Source organism: Marinobacter gudaonensis, from assembly GCF_900115175.1.
Classification (GTDB): Bacteria; Pseudomonadota; Gammaproteobacteria; order Pseudomonadales; family Oleiphilaceae; genus Marinobacter; species Marinobacter gudaonensis.
Genome location: NZ_FOYV01000001.1, coordinates 2,543,979 through 2,563,079, shown reverse-complemented (window position 1 = coordinate 2,563,079; position 19,101 = coordinate 2,543,979). Strand labels below are relative to the sequence as shown.

16 protein-coding genes are annotated in these 19,101 nt (G+C 60.4%); 7 read left to right on the top strand and 9 right to left on the bottom strand.

Annotation, left to right across the window (positions count from 1 at the left end; genetic code table 11):
- Positions 1-17: 17 nt before the first annotated feature.
- Genes BM344_RS11535 through BM344_RS11520 form a run of 4 tightly spaced genes read right to left on the bottom strand, consistent with a single transcriptional unit; the run spans position 18 to position 3,574 of the window.
- Positions 18-1,076, bottom strand: coding sequence for a phosphotransferase (locus BM344_RS11535; RefSeq protein ID WP_091989855.1), 1,059 nt, complete (start codon positions 1,074-1,076; stop codon positions 18-20).
- 19 nt (positions 1,077-1,095) lie between these two features.
- The gene (locus tag BM344_RS11530) at positions 1,096-1,863 is read right to left on the bottom strand and encodes an SDR family NAD(P)-dependent oxidoreductase (RefSeq protein WP_091989853.1); all 768 of its coding nucleotides are present in this window, start codon (positions 1,861-1,863) and stop codon (positions 1,096-1,098) included.
- 23 nt (positions 1,864-1,886) lie between these two features.
- Positions 1,887-3,089, bottom strand: coding sequence for an acyl-CoA dehydrogenase family protein (locus BM344_RS11525; RefSeq protein ID WP_091989850.1), 1,203 nt, complete (start codon positions 3,087-3,089; stop codon positions 1,887-1,889).
- A gap of 44 nt (positions 3,090-3,133) precedes the next feature.
- Positions 3,134-3,574, bottom strand: coding sequence for a PaaI family thioesterase (locus tag BM344_RS11520; RefSeq protein ID WP_091989848.1), 441 nt, complete (start codon positions 3,572-3,574; stop codon positions 3,134-3,136).
- Between the two features lie 434 nt (positions 3,575-4,008).
- Here BM344_RS11520 and dctP point away from each other — a divergent pair, with 434 nt between their 5' ends.
- From dctP to BM344_RS11505, 3 genes are all read left to right on the top strand, one after another.
- The gene (gene dctP / locus BM344_RS11515) at positions 4,009-5,055 is read left to right on the top strand and encodes a TRAP transporter substrate-binding protein DctP (RefSeq protein ID WP_091989844.1); all 1,047 of its coding nucleotides are present in this window, start codon (positions 4,009-4,011) and stop codon (positions 5,053-5,055) included.
- Between the two features lie 85 nt (positions 5,056-5,140).
- Positions 5,141-5,689, top strand: a complete 549-nt coding sequence (locus BM344_RS11510) for a TRAP transporter small permease subunit (protein ID WP_091989841.1) — start codon at positions 5,141-5,143, stop codon at positions 5,687-5,689.
- Complete coding sequence (locus tag BM344_RS11505) at positions 5,686-6,996, top strand: TRAP transporter large permease (RefSeq protein ID WP_091989838.1); 1,311 nt, start codon at positions 5,686-5,688, stop codon at positions 6,994-6,996. Before BM344_RS11510 ends, BM344_RS11505 begins: the two co-directional genes overlap by 4 nt.
- Here BM344_RS11505 and BM344_RS11500 read toward each other — a convergent pair.
- From BM344_RS11500 to BM344_RS11485, 4 genes are all read right to left on the bottom strand, one after another.
- Entirely contained in the window at positions 6,993-7,319 is a 327-nt protein-coding gene (locus tag BM344_RS11500; RefSeq protein ID WP_091989836.1) for a hypothetical protein, read from the bottom strand. The genes BM344_RS11505 and BM344_RS11500 overlap by 4 nt on opposite strands.
- 71 nt (positions 7,320-7,390) lie before the next feature.
- The gene (locus BM344_RS11495; protein WP_091989833.1) at positions 7,391-8,752 is read right to left on the bottom strand and encodes a DUF1329 domain-containing protein; all 1,362 of its coding nucleotides are present in this window, start codon (positions 8,750-8,752) and stop codon (positions 7,391-7,393) included.
- 32 nt (positions 8,753-8,784) lie between these two features.
- Positions 8,785-10,686, bottom strand: coding sequence for a DUF1302 domain-containing protein (locus BM344_RS11490; RefSeq protein WP_091989831.1), 1,902 nt, complete (start codon positions 10,684-10,686; stop codon positions 8,785-8,787).
- A 118-nt stretch (positions 10,687-10,804) separates the two neighbouring features.
- On the bottom strand, positions 10,805-13,783 hold the full coding sequence (locus tag BM344_RS11485) for a hypothetical protein (RefSeq protein ID WP_091989828.1): 2,979 nt from the start codon (positions 13,781-13,783) through the stop codon (positions 10,805-10,807).
- A 278-nt stretch (positions 13,784-14,061) separates the two neighbouring features.
- Between BM344_RS11485 and BM344_RS11480 the strand changes: the two genes are divergently transcribed.
- The 4 genes from BM344_RS11480 to BM344_RS11465 all read left to right on the top strand — a co-directional run bounded on the left by BM344_RS11480 (position 14,062) and on the right by BM344_RS11465 (position 17,271).
- Positions 14,062-14,649 (top strand): RNA polymerase sigma factor, encoded by a 588-nt coding sequence (locus tag BM344_RS11480; RefSeq protein ID WP_091989824.1) that lies wholly within the window; start codon positions 14,062-14,064, stop codon positions 14,647-14,649.
- 10 nt (positions 14,650-14,659) lie between these two features.
- Positions 14,660-15,322 carry a zf-HC2 domain-containing protein gene (locus BM344_RS11475; protein WP_139229638.1) on the top strand — a complete coding sequence of 221 codons (663 nt, stop codon included), beginning with the start codon at positions 14,660-14,662 and terminating at the stop codon, positions 15,320-15,322.
- Positions 15,319-15,771 carry a hypothetical protein gene (locus BM344_RS11470; protein ID WP_139229637.1) on the top strand — a complete coding sequence of 151 codons (453 nt, stop codon included), beginning with the start codon at positions 15,319-15,321 and terminating at the stop codon, positions 15,769-15,771. The genes BM344_RS11475 and BM344_RS11470 overlap by 4 nt, the downstream gene beginning before the upstream one ends.
- Positions 15,772-15,957: 186 nt before the next feature.
- Positions 15,958-17,271 (top strand): tetratricopeptide repeat protein, encoded by a 1,314-nt coding sequence (locus BM344_RS11465; RefSeq protein ID WP_091989817.1) that lies wholly within the window; start codon positions 15,958-15,960, stop codon positions 17,269-17,271.
- 18 nt (positions 17,272-17,289) lie between these two features.
- On the opposite strand, the gene oadA is transcribed toward BM344_RS11465, so the two are convergent.
- The gene (gene oadA, locus BM344_RS11460; RefSeq protein ID WP_091989814.1) at positions 17,290-19,089 is read right to left on the bottom strand and encodes a sodium-extruding oxaloacetate decarboxylase subunit alpha; all 1,800 of its coding nucleotides are present in this window, start codon (positions 19,087-19,089) and stop codon (positions 17,290-17,292) included.
- Positions 19,090-19,101: the final 12 nt, after the last annotated feature.

Here is a 19,101-nt window from a genome sequence, read left to right as displayed (position 1 = left end):
GTGCAGCCAGCTATTATTCATGGGTGCTCGCTGGCAACCTGCCAGCCGATGTCCGCCAACAGGCTGGCCCGCTTGCCGACACTCAGGGCGTTGGCATTGGCGGCGTTGCCGTCCAGCGCTCGCTTGTAGACACCCTGCAGGATGGCCGCCAGCCGGAACAGGGAAAACGCCAGGAATACATGCCAGTCATCAATTCCCTCGCGCCCGGTCTTCGCGCAGTAGCGGGCGATGGTCGCTTGCTCATCGGGAATCCCCAATGCGTCCAGATCCTCCCCCTGCAAACCGCGCATGCCTTCCATATCGGAGGGCAGATAATAAGGCATGCAGTAATAGGCCAGGTCCGCCACCGGATGGCCCAGCGTGGACAGCTCCCAATCGAGGATCCCGATCACCTCGGGCTTGTCCGGCGCCAGCATGAGGTTGCCGAACCGGTAGTCGCCGTGGGCGATGGCGGTCTCGTCCGCAACAGGAATATTCTCCGGCAACCAGGCCATGAGTTTGTCCATGGCAGGCAGATCGTCTGTCTTCGACGCCAGATACTGCTTACTCCAGCGCGCCACCTGTCGCGCCACATAGCCTTCCGGGCGGCCGTAATCTCCAAGACCGATCGCGTTTACGTCCACCGAGTGCAGGGCCGCCAGGGTATCGACGGCCGAGCGGTGGGCCAGAAGGCGATCCTCCCGGCCCAGCTCCGGCAGAGCCGAATGACTGATGATCCGGCCTTCCAGAAAGTCCATGACATAGAACGGGGTTCCAATGACCGCACTGTCCTCGCACAGCACCCGTACTCTGGGGACCGGCACCTCAGTATGGTCTGCCAAGGCCTTCATCACCCGGTATTCGCGCTCCACCATATGGGCTGAGGGCAGCGTCTTTCCAGGCGGCTTCTTGCGCAAGACGTATTGGCCAGCACCAGTGTCCAGCAAAAACGTGGGGTTGGACTGCCCACCCTGGAACTGGCGAACGTCCAGACGTTCACCCACCTCCGGCAGTTCTGCCTGAAGCCAGGCCAGCAGCCGCTCCTCGTCAAACCTGTGTGCCGGCAGAACGTCCACCAGCTCTGGTGCTGTCGTCATAGTGTCTCGATAGATTCCGTTAGCAAATGGTCTCGCCACCGTCGGCAACGATGACCTGGCCTGTGATGTACGCGCTTGCCCTGGTGGACAGGAACACGGCCAGGCCGGCGATATCTACCGGATCCCCGATCCGACGCAGCGGGGTCTTGTCTTCCGCGCGCTTCACCCGAACCGGGTCTTCCCAGAGGGCCCTGGCAAAATCGGTCTTGATCAGGCCCGGGGCGATACTGTTGACACGAATGCCTTTCGGGCCCCATTCCACGGCCAGATTGCGGGCCAGGGCCGCCTCAGCGGCTTTCGACACCCCGTAGGTTCCAATGGTGGTGTTACCCCGAAGGCCGGCGATGCTGGACAGCAGAACCACCGCACCCTCACCCTTCTCCGCCATCTGGGGCAGGACCATGTTGGTGAGCCAGAAAGTGCCTTTGACGTTGGTATCCATGATCTTGTCCCAGGCCTCGTCGGTCATCTCGGCGGTGGTGCCATAAACGGGGTTAGTGGCCGCGTTGCACACCAGCACGTCGATCGGGCCCCAGGCTTCGTTGGTCCGGTCCACCAGGTTCTGAAGATCGTCTTTCCGGCCCACGTGACAGGGCACGGCTATGGCTTCGAAGCCCTGCGCTTTCAGTTCGGCAGCCACCTGTTCGCAGGCGTCGGCCTTGCGACTGGAAATCACCACCCGGGCACCAAGACGGGCCATTTCCTCGGCGATGGCGCGGCCAATGCCCTTGGTGGAGCCGGTAATGACAGCGACCTTGCCGGTCATATCAAACAGCGGGTTGGTCATGGTTTGATCCTCATGCCGTTGGATTAGCGATACTGACGGAGTTCCATCTTGGCCACGGAGTCCAGGTGCACCTCATCCGGACCGTCCGCCAGTCGAAGCGTTCGTACCTTGGCCCAGGCTGAAGCGAGGAAGGTGTCCTGACTGACACCGGCACCGCCGTGCACCTGGATCGCGCGGTCCAGCACCTTCAGCGCCATACTCGGTGCGATCACCTTGATCATGGCAATTTCCTGGCGTGCCACCTTGTTGCCCACGGTATCCATCATGTGGGCGGCCTTGAGGGTCATCAGGCGCGCCTGTTCAATCTCGATACGGCTGCGGGCGATGTCCTTGCGGATGGAATCGAAACTCGACAGGGGCTTGCCGAAGGCCTCACGCTGACCGGCACGCCGGCACATCAGCTCCAGGGCCCGTTCGGCAACACCGATGGTGCGCATGCAGTGGTGAATACGGCCCGGCCCGAGGCGACCCTGGGCAATTTCAAAACCCCGACCTTCGCCCAGCAGAATATTGCTGGCCGGCACCCGCACGTTGTCGTAGTGAATCTCGGCGTGGCCATGGGGCGCGTGGTCATAACCGAACACGGTCAGCGGACGGATCATCTTTACTCCCGGCGCATCCAGCGGCACCAGAATCATCGACTGCTGCTTGTGTTTCTCGGCGGTGGGGTCGGTCTTGCCCATAACGATGGCAATTTTCGAGGTGGTGGTCATGGCGCCGGAAGACCACCACTTCTTACCGTTGATCACATACTCATCGCCCTCGCGACGAATCTCGCAGGCGATGTTGGTGGCATCGGAGGAGGCCACGTCCGGCTCGGTCATTGAGAAACAGGAACGGATCTCCCCGGCCAGTAGCGGTTTCAGCCACTGTTCCTGCTGTTCCGCGTTGCCAAAACGGGCAATGGTTTCCATGTTGCCGGTATCGGGCGCGGAACAGTTGAACACTTCCGGCGCCATCTCCGAGCGGCCCATGATTTCGCACAGGTGGGCGTACTCGTAATTGCTCAGCCCGGCACCGTAGTCGCTCTCGGGCAGAAACAGGTTCCAGAGGCCCTCGCCCCTGGCTTTCTCTTTCAGTTCTTCAATGATCGGAATCGGGGCCCAGCGGTTCTCTGCCTGTGCGATCTGTTCGTGGTGCAGGTGTTCGTTTGGGTAGATGTGCTCATCCATGAAGGCGCTGAGCTTCGACTGCAACGCTTTGGCTTTCTCAGACAGATCGAACATGTCCGCTTCCTCTTGTTGGTATTGGTTCCGGGGCCATCCGGCCGTCAGATGGGCACACCTTCGGGTTTGTCACTGCCAGAGCGGATGCGAAAGGTGCCCTCGCCGATGGCCAGCAGGTTGCCTTTGTCGTCATGCACTTCGCCGGTACTGTTGAAGATCCGGCGCCCCCCGGCGCGTTTTCTGCCGGTAACCCGAATCACTCCCTCGGAGCACTGGCCGGTAAACGTGGTGGTAAGCGACAGGGTGACTGCCTTGCGCATCCGGCCCGGAAAGGGGCAGTAGGTTCCGGCCTGCGCCATGGCTATGTCCAACAGCGACGTCAGCACACCACCATGGATAACGCCGCCAAGATTCCGATGCGCGGGCCGAAGCTCAAGCTCGATGACCGCTTCATTTTCCTCCCATGACACCTGGCGGTAGCCAAGCAGACTGTGAAAACCGGGCAGATCCTGACCGTGGGCAATGTGGCGGTTTTCCTCATTCATCAGACATTCATTCCAGATGGGCCAGGCGGCTAATGTTGTCTTTGTAGTTCTGTTGTTTTCGTAATTTGTCACGCCTTACGGTTTTGAGTCAATATATTTGAAAGTGTGTTTCATCTAGTAAAACAAAACAGAGAAAGATCAACGAAAAATGAAAAGTGCAACGAGTAGCGGGCCGAACTTTTCGGTTATCACAGCCGCTGACAACCCCTTCCATGTTCAGGCGTCAGGCGCTGATGTCGCAGGTCCGCGACGGTGAAAACGGTTCTTTTGAGCTACCCTTGGACCACGTACAGCCGCAAATCGGAACGACAAACATCCTATTGCAAAGCCCGAATGATGTGATAGATTCAGAGAATAAAATTCACCCTGCAGTTACGAGTTCTGCACAGTGAAACACAAAGCAAAGCCACTACAACAATGAACGAGGCACGCTCATGAAACTCTTTGCTACTGCTCGCAAGACTCTGACGGTGTATGCGTCAGCCCTTACTCTCGGTATTACCGCTGCGCTCTCGGCAGTACCCGCTGCAGCTCAGGACTCCTTTACCTGGAAGGTGCAGTCCCACTGGCCCGGCTCCAGCAGCTCCTACACGGACAGCCTTGGCCGCATCAAACGGGTACTGGAAGAGCGCACTGATGGCCGCCTGAAACTGCAGCTTTACGAGGCCGGCGCCCTGTTCAAGGCCACGGACACCTTCAACGCTGTGAGCCGTGGCATACTGGAAATGGGCACCATTTCTCCGGCCTACGCCCAGGACAAGATTTCCCTGGCAGGCATTGCCTCCGGTCTGCCGTTTGCGTTCCGCAATGTCTGGGAAGCCGCCTACTTTCACCAGAACCTGGGATTCGAACAGATGCTCCGCGACGAAGCGGCAGAGCATGACGTTTACTGGGCCACGGACAAAGTCTATCCGACCGAAATGGTGGTCAAGGAGCCGATTGAAAGCGTTGAGGACTTCAACAGCCTGAAAATCCGCTCCTCCGGCGCCCTGCAAACGTTCCTGACCGAGGCTGGCGCCGCCGCCTCCTACATCCCGGGCAGCGAACTCTACTCGGCTCTGGATTCCGGCATCGTGGACGGTGCCCACTGGGGGGCGGCCCAGGGTGCCTACAGCATGGGCCTGTATGAAGTCGCCAAATACCACGTGCAGCCTGCCCTGAACATTGCCGGCACCGACGTCATCATCGTCAGTCAGAAAGCCCTGAACAAGCTGCCGGAAGACATGCAGAAGATCGTCAAGGATGCCCTGAACGAGCAGTTCTGGATCCGCACCAACGAGTACCAGTACAAGGAGCGCATCACCCTGGCCAAGGCCATCGAAGAGCAGGGCGTGCAACTGAATGTCCTCCCGGACGAAGTCCAGGACAAGCTGGTCGCCACCGCTCAGGCCATGTGGGATGAAGAAGGCAAGCGCAGCGAGAACGCCAAGAAGGCGCTCGACATGCTGAAAGGCTACCTGGCCGATCTCGGCTACCTCTGATCAGGCGTTGCTCTGAATCAGGCCGGGGTTCCTGACCCCGGCCTTTTCGTCCCCGAACCAAATCAGCTTGCCGTGGGAGATTAACGTGAGTGTGATGATCGCCACATTCATGAGAGGGGTTACCCGTCTCAACGATTTCATCGGCCGGTGGGTGGCCCTCCTCATTTTCGCGATGTTCGTATTTCTGCTTCTGGAAGTCGGGTTCCGTTACCTGCTCAACTCCCCCACGGTCTGGACCAACGAGCTGACCCAGATGCTATTCGGCGTCTACGCCGTCATGTCCGGCGGCTACATCATGGCCCATCGGGGCCACGTGAACGTGGATCTGTTGCATTCGCACCTGAAGCCTCGTAAGCGCGCGGCTCTGGACATTGTCACCTCTTCGATCTTTTTCATTTTCACTCTTGCCCTGTTGTGGTTCGGGATCGACATGGCCCAGGAATCGATGTCCAGCTGGGAAACGTCCTATTCCGCCTGGAATCCACCCATCTGGCCGGTGAAGCTGGCCATCCCCATCGGTACTGCGCTGCTGGTTTTACAGGGGCTGGTCAAACTGCTCGAAGACATTGCCGTGGCGTTCAACCTGGATTACTACACGCCCGAAGAGACTGGATCTGAAGGAGAGCAGCTGTGAGCATCGAAGCCCTGACTCTCCTGTTTTTTGGCGCACTGCTGTTTTTCCTGCTGCTGGGTCTGCCGCTGGCGTTTGTGCTCGGCGGCGTTTCGGTGGTGTTCCTGTACTTCACCTGGGGCTTTGACTCTTTCTACATGGTGGCCTCCCAGATCTGGGGCACCATGGAGAGCTTTACTCTGGTCGCCATTCCTCTGTTCGTCTTCATGGCCATGATTCTGGAGCGCACGGGTGTGGCCCGGGATCTGTACCGGATGATGCACTTGTGGTGTGGCGGCCTGCGAGGTGGTCTGGCCCTGGGCACTCTGGGCATCTGTGCGGTGTTTGCCGCAATGGTGGGCATCAGCGGTGCTGCGGTGGTGGCCATGGGCACGATCGCCTTACCCTCCATGCTGGAGCGGGGCTATGACAAGAACATGGCCCTGGGCGTGATCAATACCGGCGGTGGCTGGGGCATACTGATTCCGCCCAGCATCCTGATGATCCTGTACGCCCTGATCACCGGTGTTTCCGTCGGTCAGATGTTTGCCGCCGGCATCATGCCGGGCATCCTGCTGATGGTTCTGACTGCCATCTACATTATTGTGCGCTGCTACCTGCAACCCGAGCTTGCGCCGGCGCTGCCAAAAGAAGAACGGGGCACCTGGCCTGAAAAGTTCCGTGCTCTGCGGGCTGTGCTCCTGCCGATTGGCGTGGTGGTCATGGTTTTGGGTTCCATCATCGGCGGTATCACAACGCCAACCGAAGCTGCCGCCATGGGCGTTTTGGGTGCCCTGATTTCGGCTGCCGTCTACAGAGAGCTCAAATGGAGCATTCTCAAAGAAGCGGCCATCCGCACCTTCAAGCTTACCGGCATGATCATGTGGATACTCTTTGCCGCGCACGCCTTCAGCGCCGCCTACCAGAGCATGGGCGCTCAGGAGCTGATCGAGGGACTGATGAACATGGTTCCCGGCGGACCATGGGGCATCATTATCGCAATGATGGTGATCGTGTTCCTGCTGGCCATGGTGCTGGACCCGGTGGGCATCATGCTGATCACCCTGCCGGTATTCATGCCGATTGTGGAATCCCTGGGCTTCGACCCGATCTGGTTCGGCATCCTGTTCGTGATCAACATGGAAATCGGCTATATGACGCCGCCCTTCGGCTTCAACCTCTTCTACCTGAAGGGCATCGTGCCGCCGTCGATCACTATGAAAGACATCTACAAGTCGATCATTCCTTTCGTGATTGTTGAAATCGTGGGCATCATCCTGATCATGATTTTCCCTGAGATTGCGACCTGGCTGCCGGATTTACTCTTCTAATGACCAATGGAAGATAACCGGTCGGACGGTGGCTGGCTCGCCCCCGGCGTCATCGCTGACAGGGCGGAGCAAAGAGTACACTCAGATTTCCGGCATTCCGCGGTATTGTGGCGGACAAACTCCCGGGCCAGACCGGGTTCTGCCGTGCGCAGCTGACCGGTACAGATGGCAACGTGCCGGTACAGCGCCTCGATTGCCTCAGGCCGGGAATAGTAAGGCCCTAGCTCCGGTATTTCCCGGGTTCGAACCAGCCATTTACCGCTTTTGAAGATCAGCCGCTTGTCGATGTCGAACAGCGGTCCAGTGTTCAGAATTTCGAACATGGTTTTGATTCCCCTTGAAGTGGGCCAACCGGGGCAATTGCCCCCGGTTGGCTGCAGGTAGAACCCGGTTCTCAGCGAACCCCGGCCCGGCGCAGTGCGGCCGGCGTGTATTCGCGTGAGCTCCGCTCGGTGTCGTACTCGTAGGGCGTCTCTTCTTCGTTGGTCAGCCCCATCACCAGGTAGCGGCCCGACAGCAGGTCGTACAGGGTTTCGAAGGCATAGGCCGGGATATTGGCGTCGTAGATCTGCATGGCGTGCGCCTCGGCAACGCGCCAGAGGTTGCCCCGTCCGTCATAGTGGTCAACCAACGCGATCTGCCAGGTGTCCTCATCGATGTAGAAATCGCGCACTTCGTACACGTGACGTTCGCCGTCCTTGAGTGTCGCCTTCACGTGCCACACCCGGTGCAGCTCGTAGCGGGCCAGGCTCTGGTCGATGTGACCGGGCTGGATGATGTCTTCATAGCTCAGATCGGCACTGGCCAGACGGTAGGCATTGTAGGGAATGTACATTTCCTTCTTGCCCACCAGCTCCCAGTTGTATTTGTCCGGGGCGCCATTGTAGAGGTCCAGGTTGTCCGAGGTACGCTGACCGTCAGCCGCCGTGCCCGGTCCGTCGTAGGCCACGTTAGGGGCCCGGCGCACGCGGCGCTGACCCGAGTTGTACAGCCAGGCGCGGCGCGGTTCCTTGACCTGGTTGATGGTCTCGTGAACCAGCAGGACGTTACCGGCCAGGCGGGACGGAGCGGTGATTGCCTGCTTGAAGTAGAACATCACGTTGGGGTCTTCGGCGGGATCGTAATCCTCCAGGGCCACCCGCTCAGTGAAGTATTCGGTGAACTTCACCGGGCTGAAATCGCCGTTGGGCTGAGGCGTCACCTGGGCCACGTTCCGGGTGAAGGAACCACCGCGGTACCGGGTAATGTGGTTGAAAATGGCTTCCAGACCGTTCTGGGGGATGGGGAACGGTGTGGCGGTCTGGTAATTCTTGAGACCGTTGCCGCTCTCTACCAGCTCCACCTTGGTGGCGTTCTCGATGGTCTGCTTTTCCACCTTGTCCGGGTAGCTCGCGGTGCGGCGGGTCTGATAGACGGGGATGAAATAGTCCTCGTACTTCTCGATCATGGCCACCTGGCCGGGGCTCAGGTTCCCGGCGTACTGGTCGACGTTGCTCTGGTCAATCCGGAACAGTTCCTTGTCTTCCGGGAACGGGTTCACGTAGCGGCCATCGCCCTTATAGTTGGCCGGCGGCTGGTCCAGCCCGCCGTCCCAGGCGGGGATCTCGTCACCATTACCCGCCTTGACGGCGCCCATGGGAGTCAGGGTGTCGCCCAGTTTTGCCGCTTCCTGCTGGGACACGGCGGCCAGGGCCTGGCCCGATGTCAGCAGAGTTCCGGCAATGGCGCCGTACAGTATGGTTCGCATCATGGTCATTGGAGTGAACTCCTCTCTAGGTGGTGTCTTATTCAGAATGAGTAGGAAACGGAAGCGGCGATAAAATCACGGTCACTGATTTCGTTGTATTCGCCACCGAAGTAGTTGGTGTAACTGATCGACGCCTTGTAGGCGTTCTGATAGGTGGCGTCGAGGCCCAGCCCGATGGACTTGTTGCCTTCCTTGAAGTTGCCACCGGGATCCGGCGCATAGCCCTGCACGTCATGGCTCAGGAAGAGCTTCGGCAGCAGGTTCACACCGGCAAAGGCGCTCGGGTAATCCCAGGCAAACAGCGCCCGGTAGCCCCAGGAGAACGAAGTGGTAAAGCCATCGCCGCCGCAGTTGGTGGGGTTGATGTTCAGGCGTTTGGTCGGATCATTGGGATCCGGGCTCTGGCTACAGAAGTCACCGGTGAAGCTCTCGCCCTCCAGAGGAACCGGACCCACACCATAGATACCGGAGCGTCCATAGCGAGCCTCGGATTTGCCGGGCAGGTCGTGTACATAGGTGGCACCAACCTCGGCCACGATGATGAAGCGGGCAGCGCCCATCACCCGGTCGATGAAGTGAATGGCCGTGGCCTGGGCCTGGGAAACCCCGTAGCGGTCGTAGCCTTCAACCGCCGTACCCGCATAGGTACCGCCCTTCTCTGCGCGACGTTGCTCAAGCTTCGAGACAATCTGGCCATCCGGTCCGCGCTGCTGCAGGCCGCCGTAGATCAGCTCGAAGGTGTTCCACTGGATTGGCAGGTTCGGCCGGTAGCTGTACTCGGCCCCGAGGGAAGTGCCGGTCGGCAGCGTGGTGTTGATGCTGATGCCATACAGATCGATGCCCTTCGGGTACTCGATGAAGTAGCTGGGGAAGCGAGCATCCGGCTTGCTCGGGTCGTACTGCTGGGTTTCGTCGGCATCCGAGGGATTGTTCACTACGCCGCTGATGTAGGGCAGGCGGCTGTGGTAACGGGTATAAAAGAAGCCGAGTTCGGCGTCGAGTTCGGTCACGAACCAGCGCGCCGCCACACCAAACTGGTCGCGATCACCCGGTTCCTTGTCTCCCTGCCTGGGCGCGATGAAGCCCTCCTCGAACGCCTGGGAGTCCGGCACCTGGCCCGCCAGCAATACCGGGCCGCAGCCATCAGCAGCGACATCGGCGGTAGAGAAGAACGTGCCGCAGTCATCAATGCGGAAAGGCTCCCAATCGGTCTGGACAAAGGCCTCAAGGTTGATTTCAGGCGTGATGCCCACCGAGGTGTAGAGCATTTCCACCGGCAGCAGCACGTCCTTGAGTTCCGCACCGGGGGCCCGGAAGGCCGGTACGTCGATCGGGTTGACCGCGTTGATACCACCGAGAATAAAGGTGCTCTCACCCCAGTTGACCACCTGGCGTCCGTAACGCACCGACACTGGCGTGTCGCCGAAGTACCAGTCGGTGAACACGTAGGCGTCCAGCAGATCGGCGCCGGCGGCGTTGTCTTTCGCCTGGGGGTTCAGTTCCCGCTGCTGACCCACCGGATCAACGGCGCGCGGGTTATCCTTGAGCTCGTAATCGTAGTAATAGGTGCCGCGAACCAGCGCGCCCACCCGTGTCAGGGTGTCGCTGTCGGGCGCGTAGTCCAGGAAAAGCTCGGTCCGACCCCGCACAATCTGCGAGTAGGGATCGTTTTTCTCGAAGTTCAGGTTACCGTCGTCGAAGTTGTTGGACGACGCACCGACGTTGCTGTACGCGAACTCCGGGCCCAGGTTGCCCTGGGTGATGAGGGATTTGTCCTGGTTTTCAAGACGGATGCCGATGCCCGCCGTGAGCGTTGTGCTCAGGGACGCGTCAATCTCGTAGACGCTGAAGTTGAAGGCGCCGGCACTGGGTGCCAGACAGGCCAGCTGAACCGCCAGGGCCAGACGGACCGGTTTTGCCAGGGCAGTGTTTATTGTTTTCATTGCGTTCACTCCGCAAGTTCTGGGCAAAGCCTCCCCCTACGGCGAGGCCGAGCCGTTATTTTTCTGTCGTGGAAGGGCGTGGTGCGTTGGCCTGGCCGTCCAGGCCAACGCTTCTGGATCAGATACCGAAGATGTCGCCGATGATGCCGCCGGTTCCGCCATCACCGCCGTCGCCGCCATCCCCACCGGAGCCGCCGCCGGAGCTGCCGTCACCGGCATCGGTGTTACCTTCGGCCGAGCAGTCTGTACCGTCGGTGTTGGCGTTCTTCACAACGCAGGGATTGCTGACCGATACCGTGCCGTCGGTGAACAGCTCCAGCATCTGCGCGGTCATCTCCGTGAACACGGCACTGGAAGAGAAGCTGTCTGCTTCCTTCTGACCCGCGGAAATCGGGTTACCGTGGGAGCCTTCCAGGTAGCGGGTAATGAACGGCAGGCCAGTACCCAGGGGCGTGGATTCAGCGTTCATGGCCGCAGCCAGTGGATCCGTACCGGCAATCGGCATGTTCTCGCCTTCGATCACAAAGCCGGTTTCCGGGATGGTGATCGACAGCGGCCCCAGCAGGTACCGGTCGGCATCCGCGGCATTCGGAATGGTGTCGTCGGTCGGACGATCGGGATCGTTCGGCACGCCAACAATCTCCGTCAGCAGCAGAGGCTGGTCCTTGTACAGCGGGGCGAAGGCAGTCGGGTCCGCAGAATCCAGGAGCCCCTGGAAGACGTTGAAGTAGATGTTCAGCTCAGTGCGCCCCTGGGTCAGGATGCCGTCCGAAGCCGCGTCCAGTCCCGGCAGCACACGGGGCGCAACCGACTGGGAGTTCTCGACAAGGCGCGTGAAGCCACCGCCGGTATTGAGGAAGTTGGAGGCCGAGATGCTGAACAGGTTCGGGTTATCGGCGGCCGCCGTGTTGGTGACGTAGGGCACCGCAGCGCCGCCCATGCCGCTGAGCGAATGCGTCAGGAAGTACACCCGGCTGGTGTTGATCTGTAGCCCGTTAGTGCATGGGCCACAGTTGTTAACCGCATCCTCGATGGCCTGCAGGGAGGCATTGACGTTCAGAAGATCCAGGGCACCCTGGCGCATGTTGTCACGGGTATTCGCGTAGTTGGCGAAGTTGAGGAACAGGGTGCCCGATTCCGGTGATTCCAGCTCGCCCGCCGGCACCGGATTCAGGTTGGCGTCAGCAGCAAAGCCGAAGTGTCGCTCGGTGGCGTCTGCCGACGCCCCGGCCTGGGCGGTAATCGGCGACAGTCCGACGATACCGGTGTCGAAGATACCGTGGAGTGGCTGATCAATGCCGATGGTCACAAAGCAGTCCTTGGTGTTATCGGCCAGGCAGGTGAGACCTGCGGCTGTTGCCAGCGGCAGGATTGCCGAACGGTCCGTGGTCGCCGCATGCTGGTAGATGATCACCGGATAGCCACCCGCCGGTGGTACGGATGTGGTTGACGGCCCGGTAACCACAAGAGGCACAGTGGTATCGGCAACCTTCCGGGCAAACGGGAAGCGGTAGGAGATGCGGCTTGAGGGCGCGGCATCCAACTGATCGTTGCTACTGAAGTCGGCGGGCTGCCAGCTGGAAGTGGTCAGCGCGGTACCACTGCCTTCCTCGGGCAGCGCCTGGAAATAGGGCAGGGTAATCTCGCCCTCGTAAACCCGGATGTCGATATCGGTTCCGAGACCGCCGATCTCGATCCGCTGGCGCAGCGCCGGGTTTACATCGCCACCTTCTTTCTCACTGAACACGCTCACCGTGCGCGGCTTGGGAGTATCGACCAGCGGCGCAGCAGCCGAGGCCAGGGCCTGGGCGCGGGTCTCGGTGTCAATGTTCTCGTCCGTGGCCTCAGCGGTGGCCACCTGAATGGCGTGGGCCATGCGGCGATCCGCCTCTACGTCGGCAACCACGTCGCTGTATAGAACCACGGTGCCACTGGCGTTGGCATCGGTCAGGATACTTGCCAGGCCCTGGTCGTACAGCCGGAACGCCGGATCGGTGAGCTTGGTGTAGATCGCCGTGTTGACGCTGGCCTCTTCCGCGCTGGCCTCGCCGTCGAGCGGCTGGTTGCTGAGATTATAGAAGCCGGCCACAAGCTTGCCCAGTTCCTGCTGACGCTGAGACACCTGCAGCGTTTCCCGGAAGTGGGTGACCGGAGCGGCATTGGCCAGCAGCACATCCTCAACCGCAGTGGTGGTGATGGCCGTGGCATAGGTCACATCGTCAAAGGTGGCGACGAAGCCGGCTGCTGCCGGATACTCGCGCTTGAAGTCGAAGTAGTCGGCCGCCAGTTGACGCGCTGGCAGCATCGCTTCGCGGAATGGCTGGAAGGCCGCGTTGGACAGCACCTTATCGGGGTCGGCGACCGACTGATACGTGGGTGAGCCCACCAGAGGTTCGCCGTTGGCATCGACAATATCGTTGGTCAACGCCAGCACGTACTGGGTCTTGGACGCCAGAGGCGTGAGCGGCAGAATACGGATCAGGTTGTTCTGGCCACCGTCGATATCCAGAAGCTCAACCCGGAGCTTTTCGGTAATCAGGTCGCTGAAAATGGCGTCCGCTTCGGCGGTGTTGCCCTGCTCCCTGAGTTTCAGCGCTTCACGGTAACGTGCCGCCGGTGTCAGCCCCGGGGCCTCGAGATTCTCCGGGAATACAGCGTCGCCACCGGCGTATTCAACGGGAATCAGGAAGACATTCTGATCCGGGTTCGGCACCACCTCGCCCTCGACCTCCACAAACCCCCTGGCATCGAGAATCTGCTGGCTATCCAGGCTGGCGCTGATCTTGACGTCAATGGGTGCGAGAACCGACGCGCCGTCCAGGAAACCGATACCCTGGGTGACCGGGTTGGCCGGATCGGTGCCATTGAGCATGGTGCCATCGTCCACCTCGCTCAGGTAGAACAGGGCGTCGCTGGGGATGACGAATTCGGTTTCCAGCGGATCAAACAGCGGATGGGTACCACGTTCGATGCCACTGCCACTGATCTGGTAATCGGGGTCTGCATTCTTGCTGGTCTGGCCGCCGCTGTCGAGACAGCCGGTCAGGCCGAATGTGGCCGCCGAGACGGCGACAAACAATGCGTTGCGGATAAGCATACTCTGTTACCTTTGGTCTTTTTGTAGTTGAGCGATTCCGTCGCTTCTGACCGCCTACCACGTAGGTCTAATTGCAAAGGTTCCAGAACAACGTGAGATTTTTTTGCCAGGCCACCCGTAGGGGAGCCCAAATATCTGATTCAGAGCAGATTTCTGGCGTTCTTTTTTTTACATTATCGCCATACCCCCAGCCAGCGCGGGCTGATAGACTGACCCCTGCATGAATTTGACTCGCCCGCACAGAGTGTTGCCGGCAACGTATCGATCAGGGGTGTCCATTGGCCTTGCTGCCATTCCGCCAGTCCAAGTCAAAGCGCTTTGAGGCTCTCATACGCCCTCACCTTCGGGCGCTGCACGGTTTCGCCTATCGATTGACGGGCAACCAGCACGACGCGGAGGACCTTGTGCAGGACGTCGTCACCAAGCTGGTTTCCAAAGTGGACGAACTGGAGCAGGTCGACGACCTCAAACCCTGGCTGCACCGGGTCACCTATCGGCAGTTCATCGACACCATTCGCAAACGTCCCGCAGGGCGTGAGACCTCTGCCAGCGCCCTGGACACTCGCGAGGATCAGACGCCGTTTCTGGAAACCCTGCCAGACACGGAGTCCGACCCGGCACTGCAAACCGAGCACCAGCGAAACGCGGACACCCTCCACCGACTGGTGGGCGAGCTCAAACCCGATCAGCGCACGCTTTTGCTGATGCACGACTCCGACGGCTGGCGCCTGGAGGAGATTGCCGAGGTTCTCGACGTACCCCTGGGCACCATAAAATCCCGCCTGCATCGCGTCAGGGCACTGCTTCGAACAAAACTGGAAGCGGAAATGGAACCTTTTGGAGAGCAACAACGTGGCTGCCAATGAGGTGAAGACAATGAACTGCAGCGAATTCAGACAAAACGTGGATGCCCTGGCGACCGGAGAACTTCCGGAGATCGCCGATCGCGCCATGCGTGAGCACGCCGCGGGCTGCAAGGATTGTTCTGCAACGCTCGCCACTGCGACCTTCATTGCCCGGGAAATCGCCCGGGATCATGCCCCGGAGCCGGACCCCGATTTCGAGTCCCGTATTCTTGGCCGTGCCTTGGCAGACAGCGCCAACAACCAGCCCAGACGCTGGTCCACGCCTCTGTGGAGTGGGGCCGTGGCGGCAGCGCTGGTGGTCGGCGTGTTCCTGGGCGGGCAATGGAATCAATCTCCGGAACCGCAGCCCGCTGTCGTGGCGGAATCGGAGGTATCTCCGGCTCAGCCCGGCGAGAGCCAGCAAAAGGTGGTCCGGCTGGCCTTCACGTCCAAGGAAGCTGTCGAGAATGTCACCCTGACCCTGGAACTGCCGCCGAACATGGAGCTGACACCGTTCCCCGGAAGGCACCGGGTGAGCTGGAAAGTCAGTCTCAAGCCCGGCGACAACCTTCTGGCCCTGCCGGTAAACATACTGTTCCCCGGCGAAGGCAGTCTGATAGCCCACCTGGGTGAAGGCGACAAGAGAAAAACCTTCAGAACTGACATTGGCAAGTTAACGGAGCCATCGTCATGACACGCACTAGCAATCACAGAATACGGTGGATGGCGGCCCTGCTGTTGGGGTGCCTGACCCTGTCGTTCCAGGCCGTGGCGGAGACGGATTACGACGTCACCATGCGCATGGTGGAAGACGAAGAGGCGCTGGATTCGTCGTTCGTTCAGGAAATGCAGATTCCCGAGTCGATCAACGAGCTGGAATACGACGCCCCGCTGGAGCCGCTCGACTCAACCGACATTGCCAATGACGCGAGGGAGAGTTTCGACAATCTGTCCTCCCAGGCGAGAGAAACCCGGGATGCCCTGGATTCTGAACTCCCCGGAGAAGAAATCCTGGACAACCCCCTCGATGGCATTACGGACCCGGATCTGTCAGATCCGGATCTGACAGATCCATTACCCGACACCGGGCTGGATCTTGTCGACGATCCGGAATCCACCATCAATGACACCCTGAACCAGTAACGACTAACGACGGGCTCTGCCAGCAAGGTTCCGGACGAAAGACTGATGAATACAGTTTCAGCTTTTTGCTCCTGACGAACGTTATTGGATGAATTCCACCGTCAGTCTGGGTTAAGCTCCCCCTGTATGCAGGTTTGGGCGCGTTTTTTTGCGTCTGCGGATTGTCCGGCTTTCAGGGGATCGCGTTTGCTGTCTCGATCGCTCCTTCTATTTGTCCTGTTGGTGGGTACCAGCCTCCATGGCATGGCTGGCGAACACCGTGAGGAACGCTATCGACAGGACTTCAAGGCGGGCATCGCAGCCTTCCGGAACAACAACCTGGAGGAAGCCCGACAGCGCCTGGAGTCCGCCGCCACGGGACTTGAATCCCGTGCCCTCACCTACAACCTGGGCGTACTGTATTACCGGCTCAAAGAATTCGATCTGGCCGAGCAGCAGTTTCGCAAACTGCTCGATACCGCCCAGCGCGCCCTCGCCTTTTATAACCTCGGCCTGATTGCCCTTGCCCGAGATGACCAGACCGCGGCCAGGGAAGCCTTCCACCGCGCCGCCAGCGAAACCACCGAGGAAAACCTTGCCAGACTGGCCCGGGCCAAACTGCGAGAGCTGAAGGCTCCTGTGCCTGCCCGGGACTGGCAGGCGCTCGCGTCCATTGCCGCCGGGTATGAAAACAACATTGGCCTGTTTCCGGATTCGGCACCCAGCGCAATCGACGGCAGCTTCACAGAAACCATCGCCGCACTGTCCGGCACGCCGCTGGAAGAAGGCAAGGATGCCCTGAAAACCACGCTTCAGCTCTATGGCCGGGATTACATGGGCAACGACCGCTTCAACGCGCACCTGGTGAGGGGGCTGGCAGCCTGGCAACGGACCCTGGAGGGGGGCCGGTTAGAACTGGGCCTGGGGGCGGACCAGGCGTGGCTTGGCAATCGCAGCCGGGAACAGCGGGCCCGGCTTGCCGGAAAATGGACCACCAGGGGCTGCGCCCTGGGCTCGGAGAGCGCCCTGTGCAGTCTGGCACTGAACGCCGAACAGGTGTTCGCTGCTCCGCGGTACAACGCCTACGACGGCCAGCATTATCAGGCGGAGGCCCGCTACCGGGCCCGACAGGGCAAATGGCTGGGCGAGGCACAGTATCGCCTGGAATACGACGACCGGGAAAACTTTGATACCGGCCGGGAATTTTTCAGTGTCTCTCCTATCGCGCACACCCTGAAGCTGGGCCTGGATTATGCGCTGACGCCATCGTTCGATTTCGGCGCTTCCATCGGTTACCGGTTCAGCCACTACCGAAGCGCCCACCGGTTGCTGGTGCCCGAGGGGCTGCTCTCCATACAACGACAGGACAACCGCGTGCAGGTTGCCCTGGAAGGAGAATATCAGGCCACTGAACGGGTTTCGGTATTGCTCAAGCTGCAGTCTACCGACAACAACAGCAACATTGCCCGCTACGACTACAATCGGCAAACCGCCACGCTGGGCGTGGCGGTTCGGCTTTAATAGCCCGTAGCCAATCGCTTACTCGATCTCGACGAGCACCTCACCCGGCACCACCCGGTCACCCTTCTTGATGGCTACGCTGGCCACGGTTCCGGCAATGGTGGCTTTCACCTCGGTCTCCATCTTCATGGCCTCGATGATTAACACCGGATCGCCGGCCTGAACCTGATCACCCTCACTGACCAGAACATCCACGATGTTGCCGGGCATGCTCGTGGTCACGTGGCCTTCCTCGGTAGCAGTAGCGCGTCCACCGCTTGATCGGGCACCCTCGCCATCCTCGCCCAGAGAGGCCAGGTGGATTTCCTCGGGCACGCCATCCACGGTCATGTAGAAACGACGCTCGTTTTCCCCGGTCGGGTTGGCACCGGTCACGTGGATGTCGTAGCTCTCACCGTGCACAGTGATCTTGAACTTGGTGGACACGCCGCCTCCCGAGGCGCCGGTAGGAATGGGTTCCAGCGGCTCGGGCTGCAGGGTGCCGTCGCGACGCTGTTCCAGATAGGTCTTCGCCTGGTCCGGGAACATGGCATAGGTGAGCACATCCTCTTCACTGGTCGCGAGGTCGCCGACCTGCTTGCGCAGCTCGTCCAGCTCCCTGGGAATCAGGTTGGCAGGGCGTTCCTCAATCAGGTCCTCCTTGCCCACGGCCCGCTGCTGCAGCGCTGTGTCGACGTCTGCAGGCGCCTTGCCGTACCAGCCCTGAAGGTATTTCTTGACCTCATTGGTAATGGACTCGTAGCGCTTGCCCGCCAGCACGTTGATCACCGCCTGGGTCCCGACAATCTGGGAAGTCGGCGTCACCAGCGGCGGATAACCCAGATCCTTGCGCACCCGGGGGATTTCCTCGAACACTTCCTGGATGCGATCAAGGGCGCCCTGTTCTTTCAGCTGGTTCGCCAGATTGGACATCATGCCGCCCGGCACCTGGGACAGCAGCACGGAAGTATCCACCCCGTTGTAGGCACTCTCGAACTGATGGTACTTCTTGCGCACTTCCCGGAAATAGCGGGTGGCCTCATCCAGCAGTTCCAGATTGAGCCCGGTTTCCAGGCCCGCGTCGTGCAGCGCCGCCACCAGGGATTCCGTGGGTGGGTGGCTGGTGCCGCCGGCAAACGCCGACAGGGCAGTGTCGATGTGGTCCACGCCCGCCTCCATGGCGGCCCACTGGCACATGGGGGCCATGCCCGAGGTCGCGTGGGAATGCAGGAACACTGGCAGGTTGAGGGTTTTCTTGAGCTTGCTCACCAGATCGGCGGTCACCGCCGGAGTCAGCAGGCCCGCCATGTCCTTGATGGCAATACTGTCGGCGCCCATCTCGGCCATGGCTTTAGCCTGCTCGAGGTAGGCGTCGGTGGTGTGCACCGGGCTGACGGTGTAGCAGATGGTGCCCTGGGCGTGTTTGCCCGCTTTTTTCACCGCCTTGATGCTGGTTTCGAGGTTGCGCACATCGTTGAGCGCATCAAAGATGCGGAATACGTCCATGCCGTTCTCGGCAGCCTTGGCCACAAAGGCTTCCACCACGTCGTCGCCGTAATGGCGATAGCCCAGCAGGTTCTGGCCCCGCAGCAGCATCTGCAGGCGGGTGTTGGGCAACGCCTGGCGCAGAGTGCGCAGGCGCTCCCAGGGGTCTTCCTTCAGGAAGCGAACGCAGGCATCAAAAGTGGCCCCGCCCCAGCACTCCAGGGACCAGTAGCCGGCCTGGTCCAGCCACTCACAAGCCGGCAGCATGTCTTCGGTCCGCAGGCGGGTAGCGATCAGGGATTGATGGGCGTCCCTGAGGATAACGTCGGTAATGTGGATCTTGCGCTTGGTCATTGGGATGTCTCC

Excerpts from the sequence above, each read along its gene's own strand:
- BM344_RS11535 (WP_091989855.1), bottom strand. The coding sequence starts at position 1,076 with ATGACGACAGCACCAGAGCTGGTGGACGTTCTGCCGGCACACAGGTTT.
- BM344_RS11530 (WP_091989853.1), bottom strand. The coding sequence starts at position 1,863 with ATGACCAACCCGCTGTTTGATATGACCGGCAAGGTCGCTGTCATTACC.
- BM344_RS11525 (WP_091989850.1), bottom strand. The coding sequence starts at position 3,089 with ATGTTCGATCTGTCTGAGAAAGCCAAAGCGTTGCAGTCGAAGCTCAGC.
- BM344_RS11520 (WP_091989848.1), bottom strand. The coding sequence starts at position 3,574 with ATGAATGAGGAAAACCGCCACATTGCCCACGGTCAGGATCTGCCCGGT.
- dctP (WP_091989844.1), top strand. The coding sequence starts at position 4,009 with ATGAAACTCTTTGCTACTGCTCGCAAGACTCTGACGGTGTATGCGTCA.
- BM344_RS11500 (WP_091989836.1), bottom strand. The coding sequence starts at position 7,319 with ATGTTCGAAATTCTGAACACTGGACCGCTGTTCGACATCGACAAGCGG.
- BM344_RS11495 (WP_091989833.1), bottom strand. The coding sequence starts at position 8,752 with ATGACCATGATGCGAACCATACTGTACGGCGCCATTGCCGGAACTCTG.
- BM344_RS11490 (WP_091989831.1), bottom strand. The coding sequence starts at position 10,686 with ATGAAAACAATAAACACTGCCCTGGCAAAACCGGTCCGTCTGGCCCTG.
- BM344_RS11485 (WP_091989828.1), bottom strand. The coding sequence starts at position 13,783 with ATGCTTATCCGCAACGCATTGTTTGTCGCCGTCTCGGCGGCCACATTC.
- BM344_RS11475 (WP_139229638.1), top strand. The coding sequence starts at position 14,660 with ATGAACTGCAGCGAATTCAGACAAAACGTGGATGCCCTGGCGACCGGA.
- BM344_RS11470 (WP_139229637.1), top strand. The coding sequence starts at position 15,319 with ATGACACGCACTAGCAATCACAGAATACGGTGGATGGCGGCCCTGCTG.
- oadA (WP_091989814.1), bottom strand. The coding sequence starts at position 19,089 with ATGACCAAGCGCAAGATCCACATTACCGACGTTATCCTCAGGGACGCC.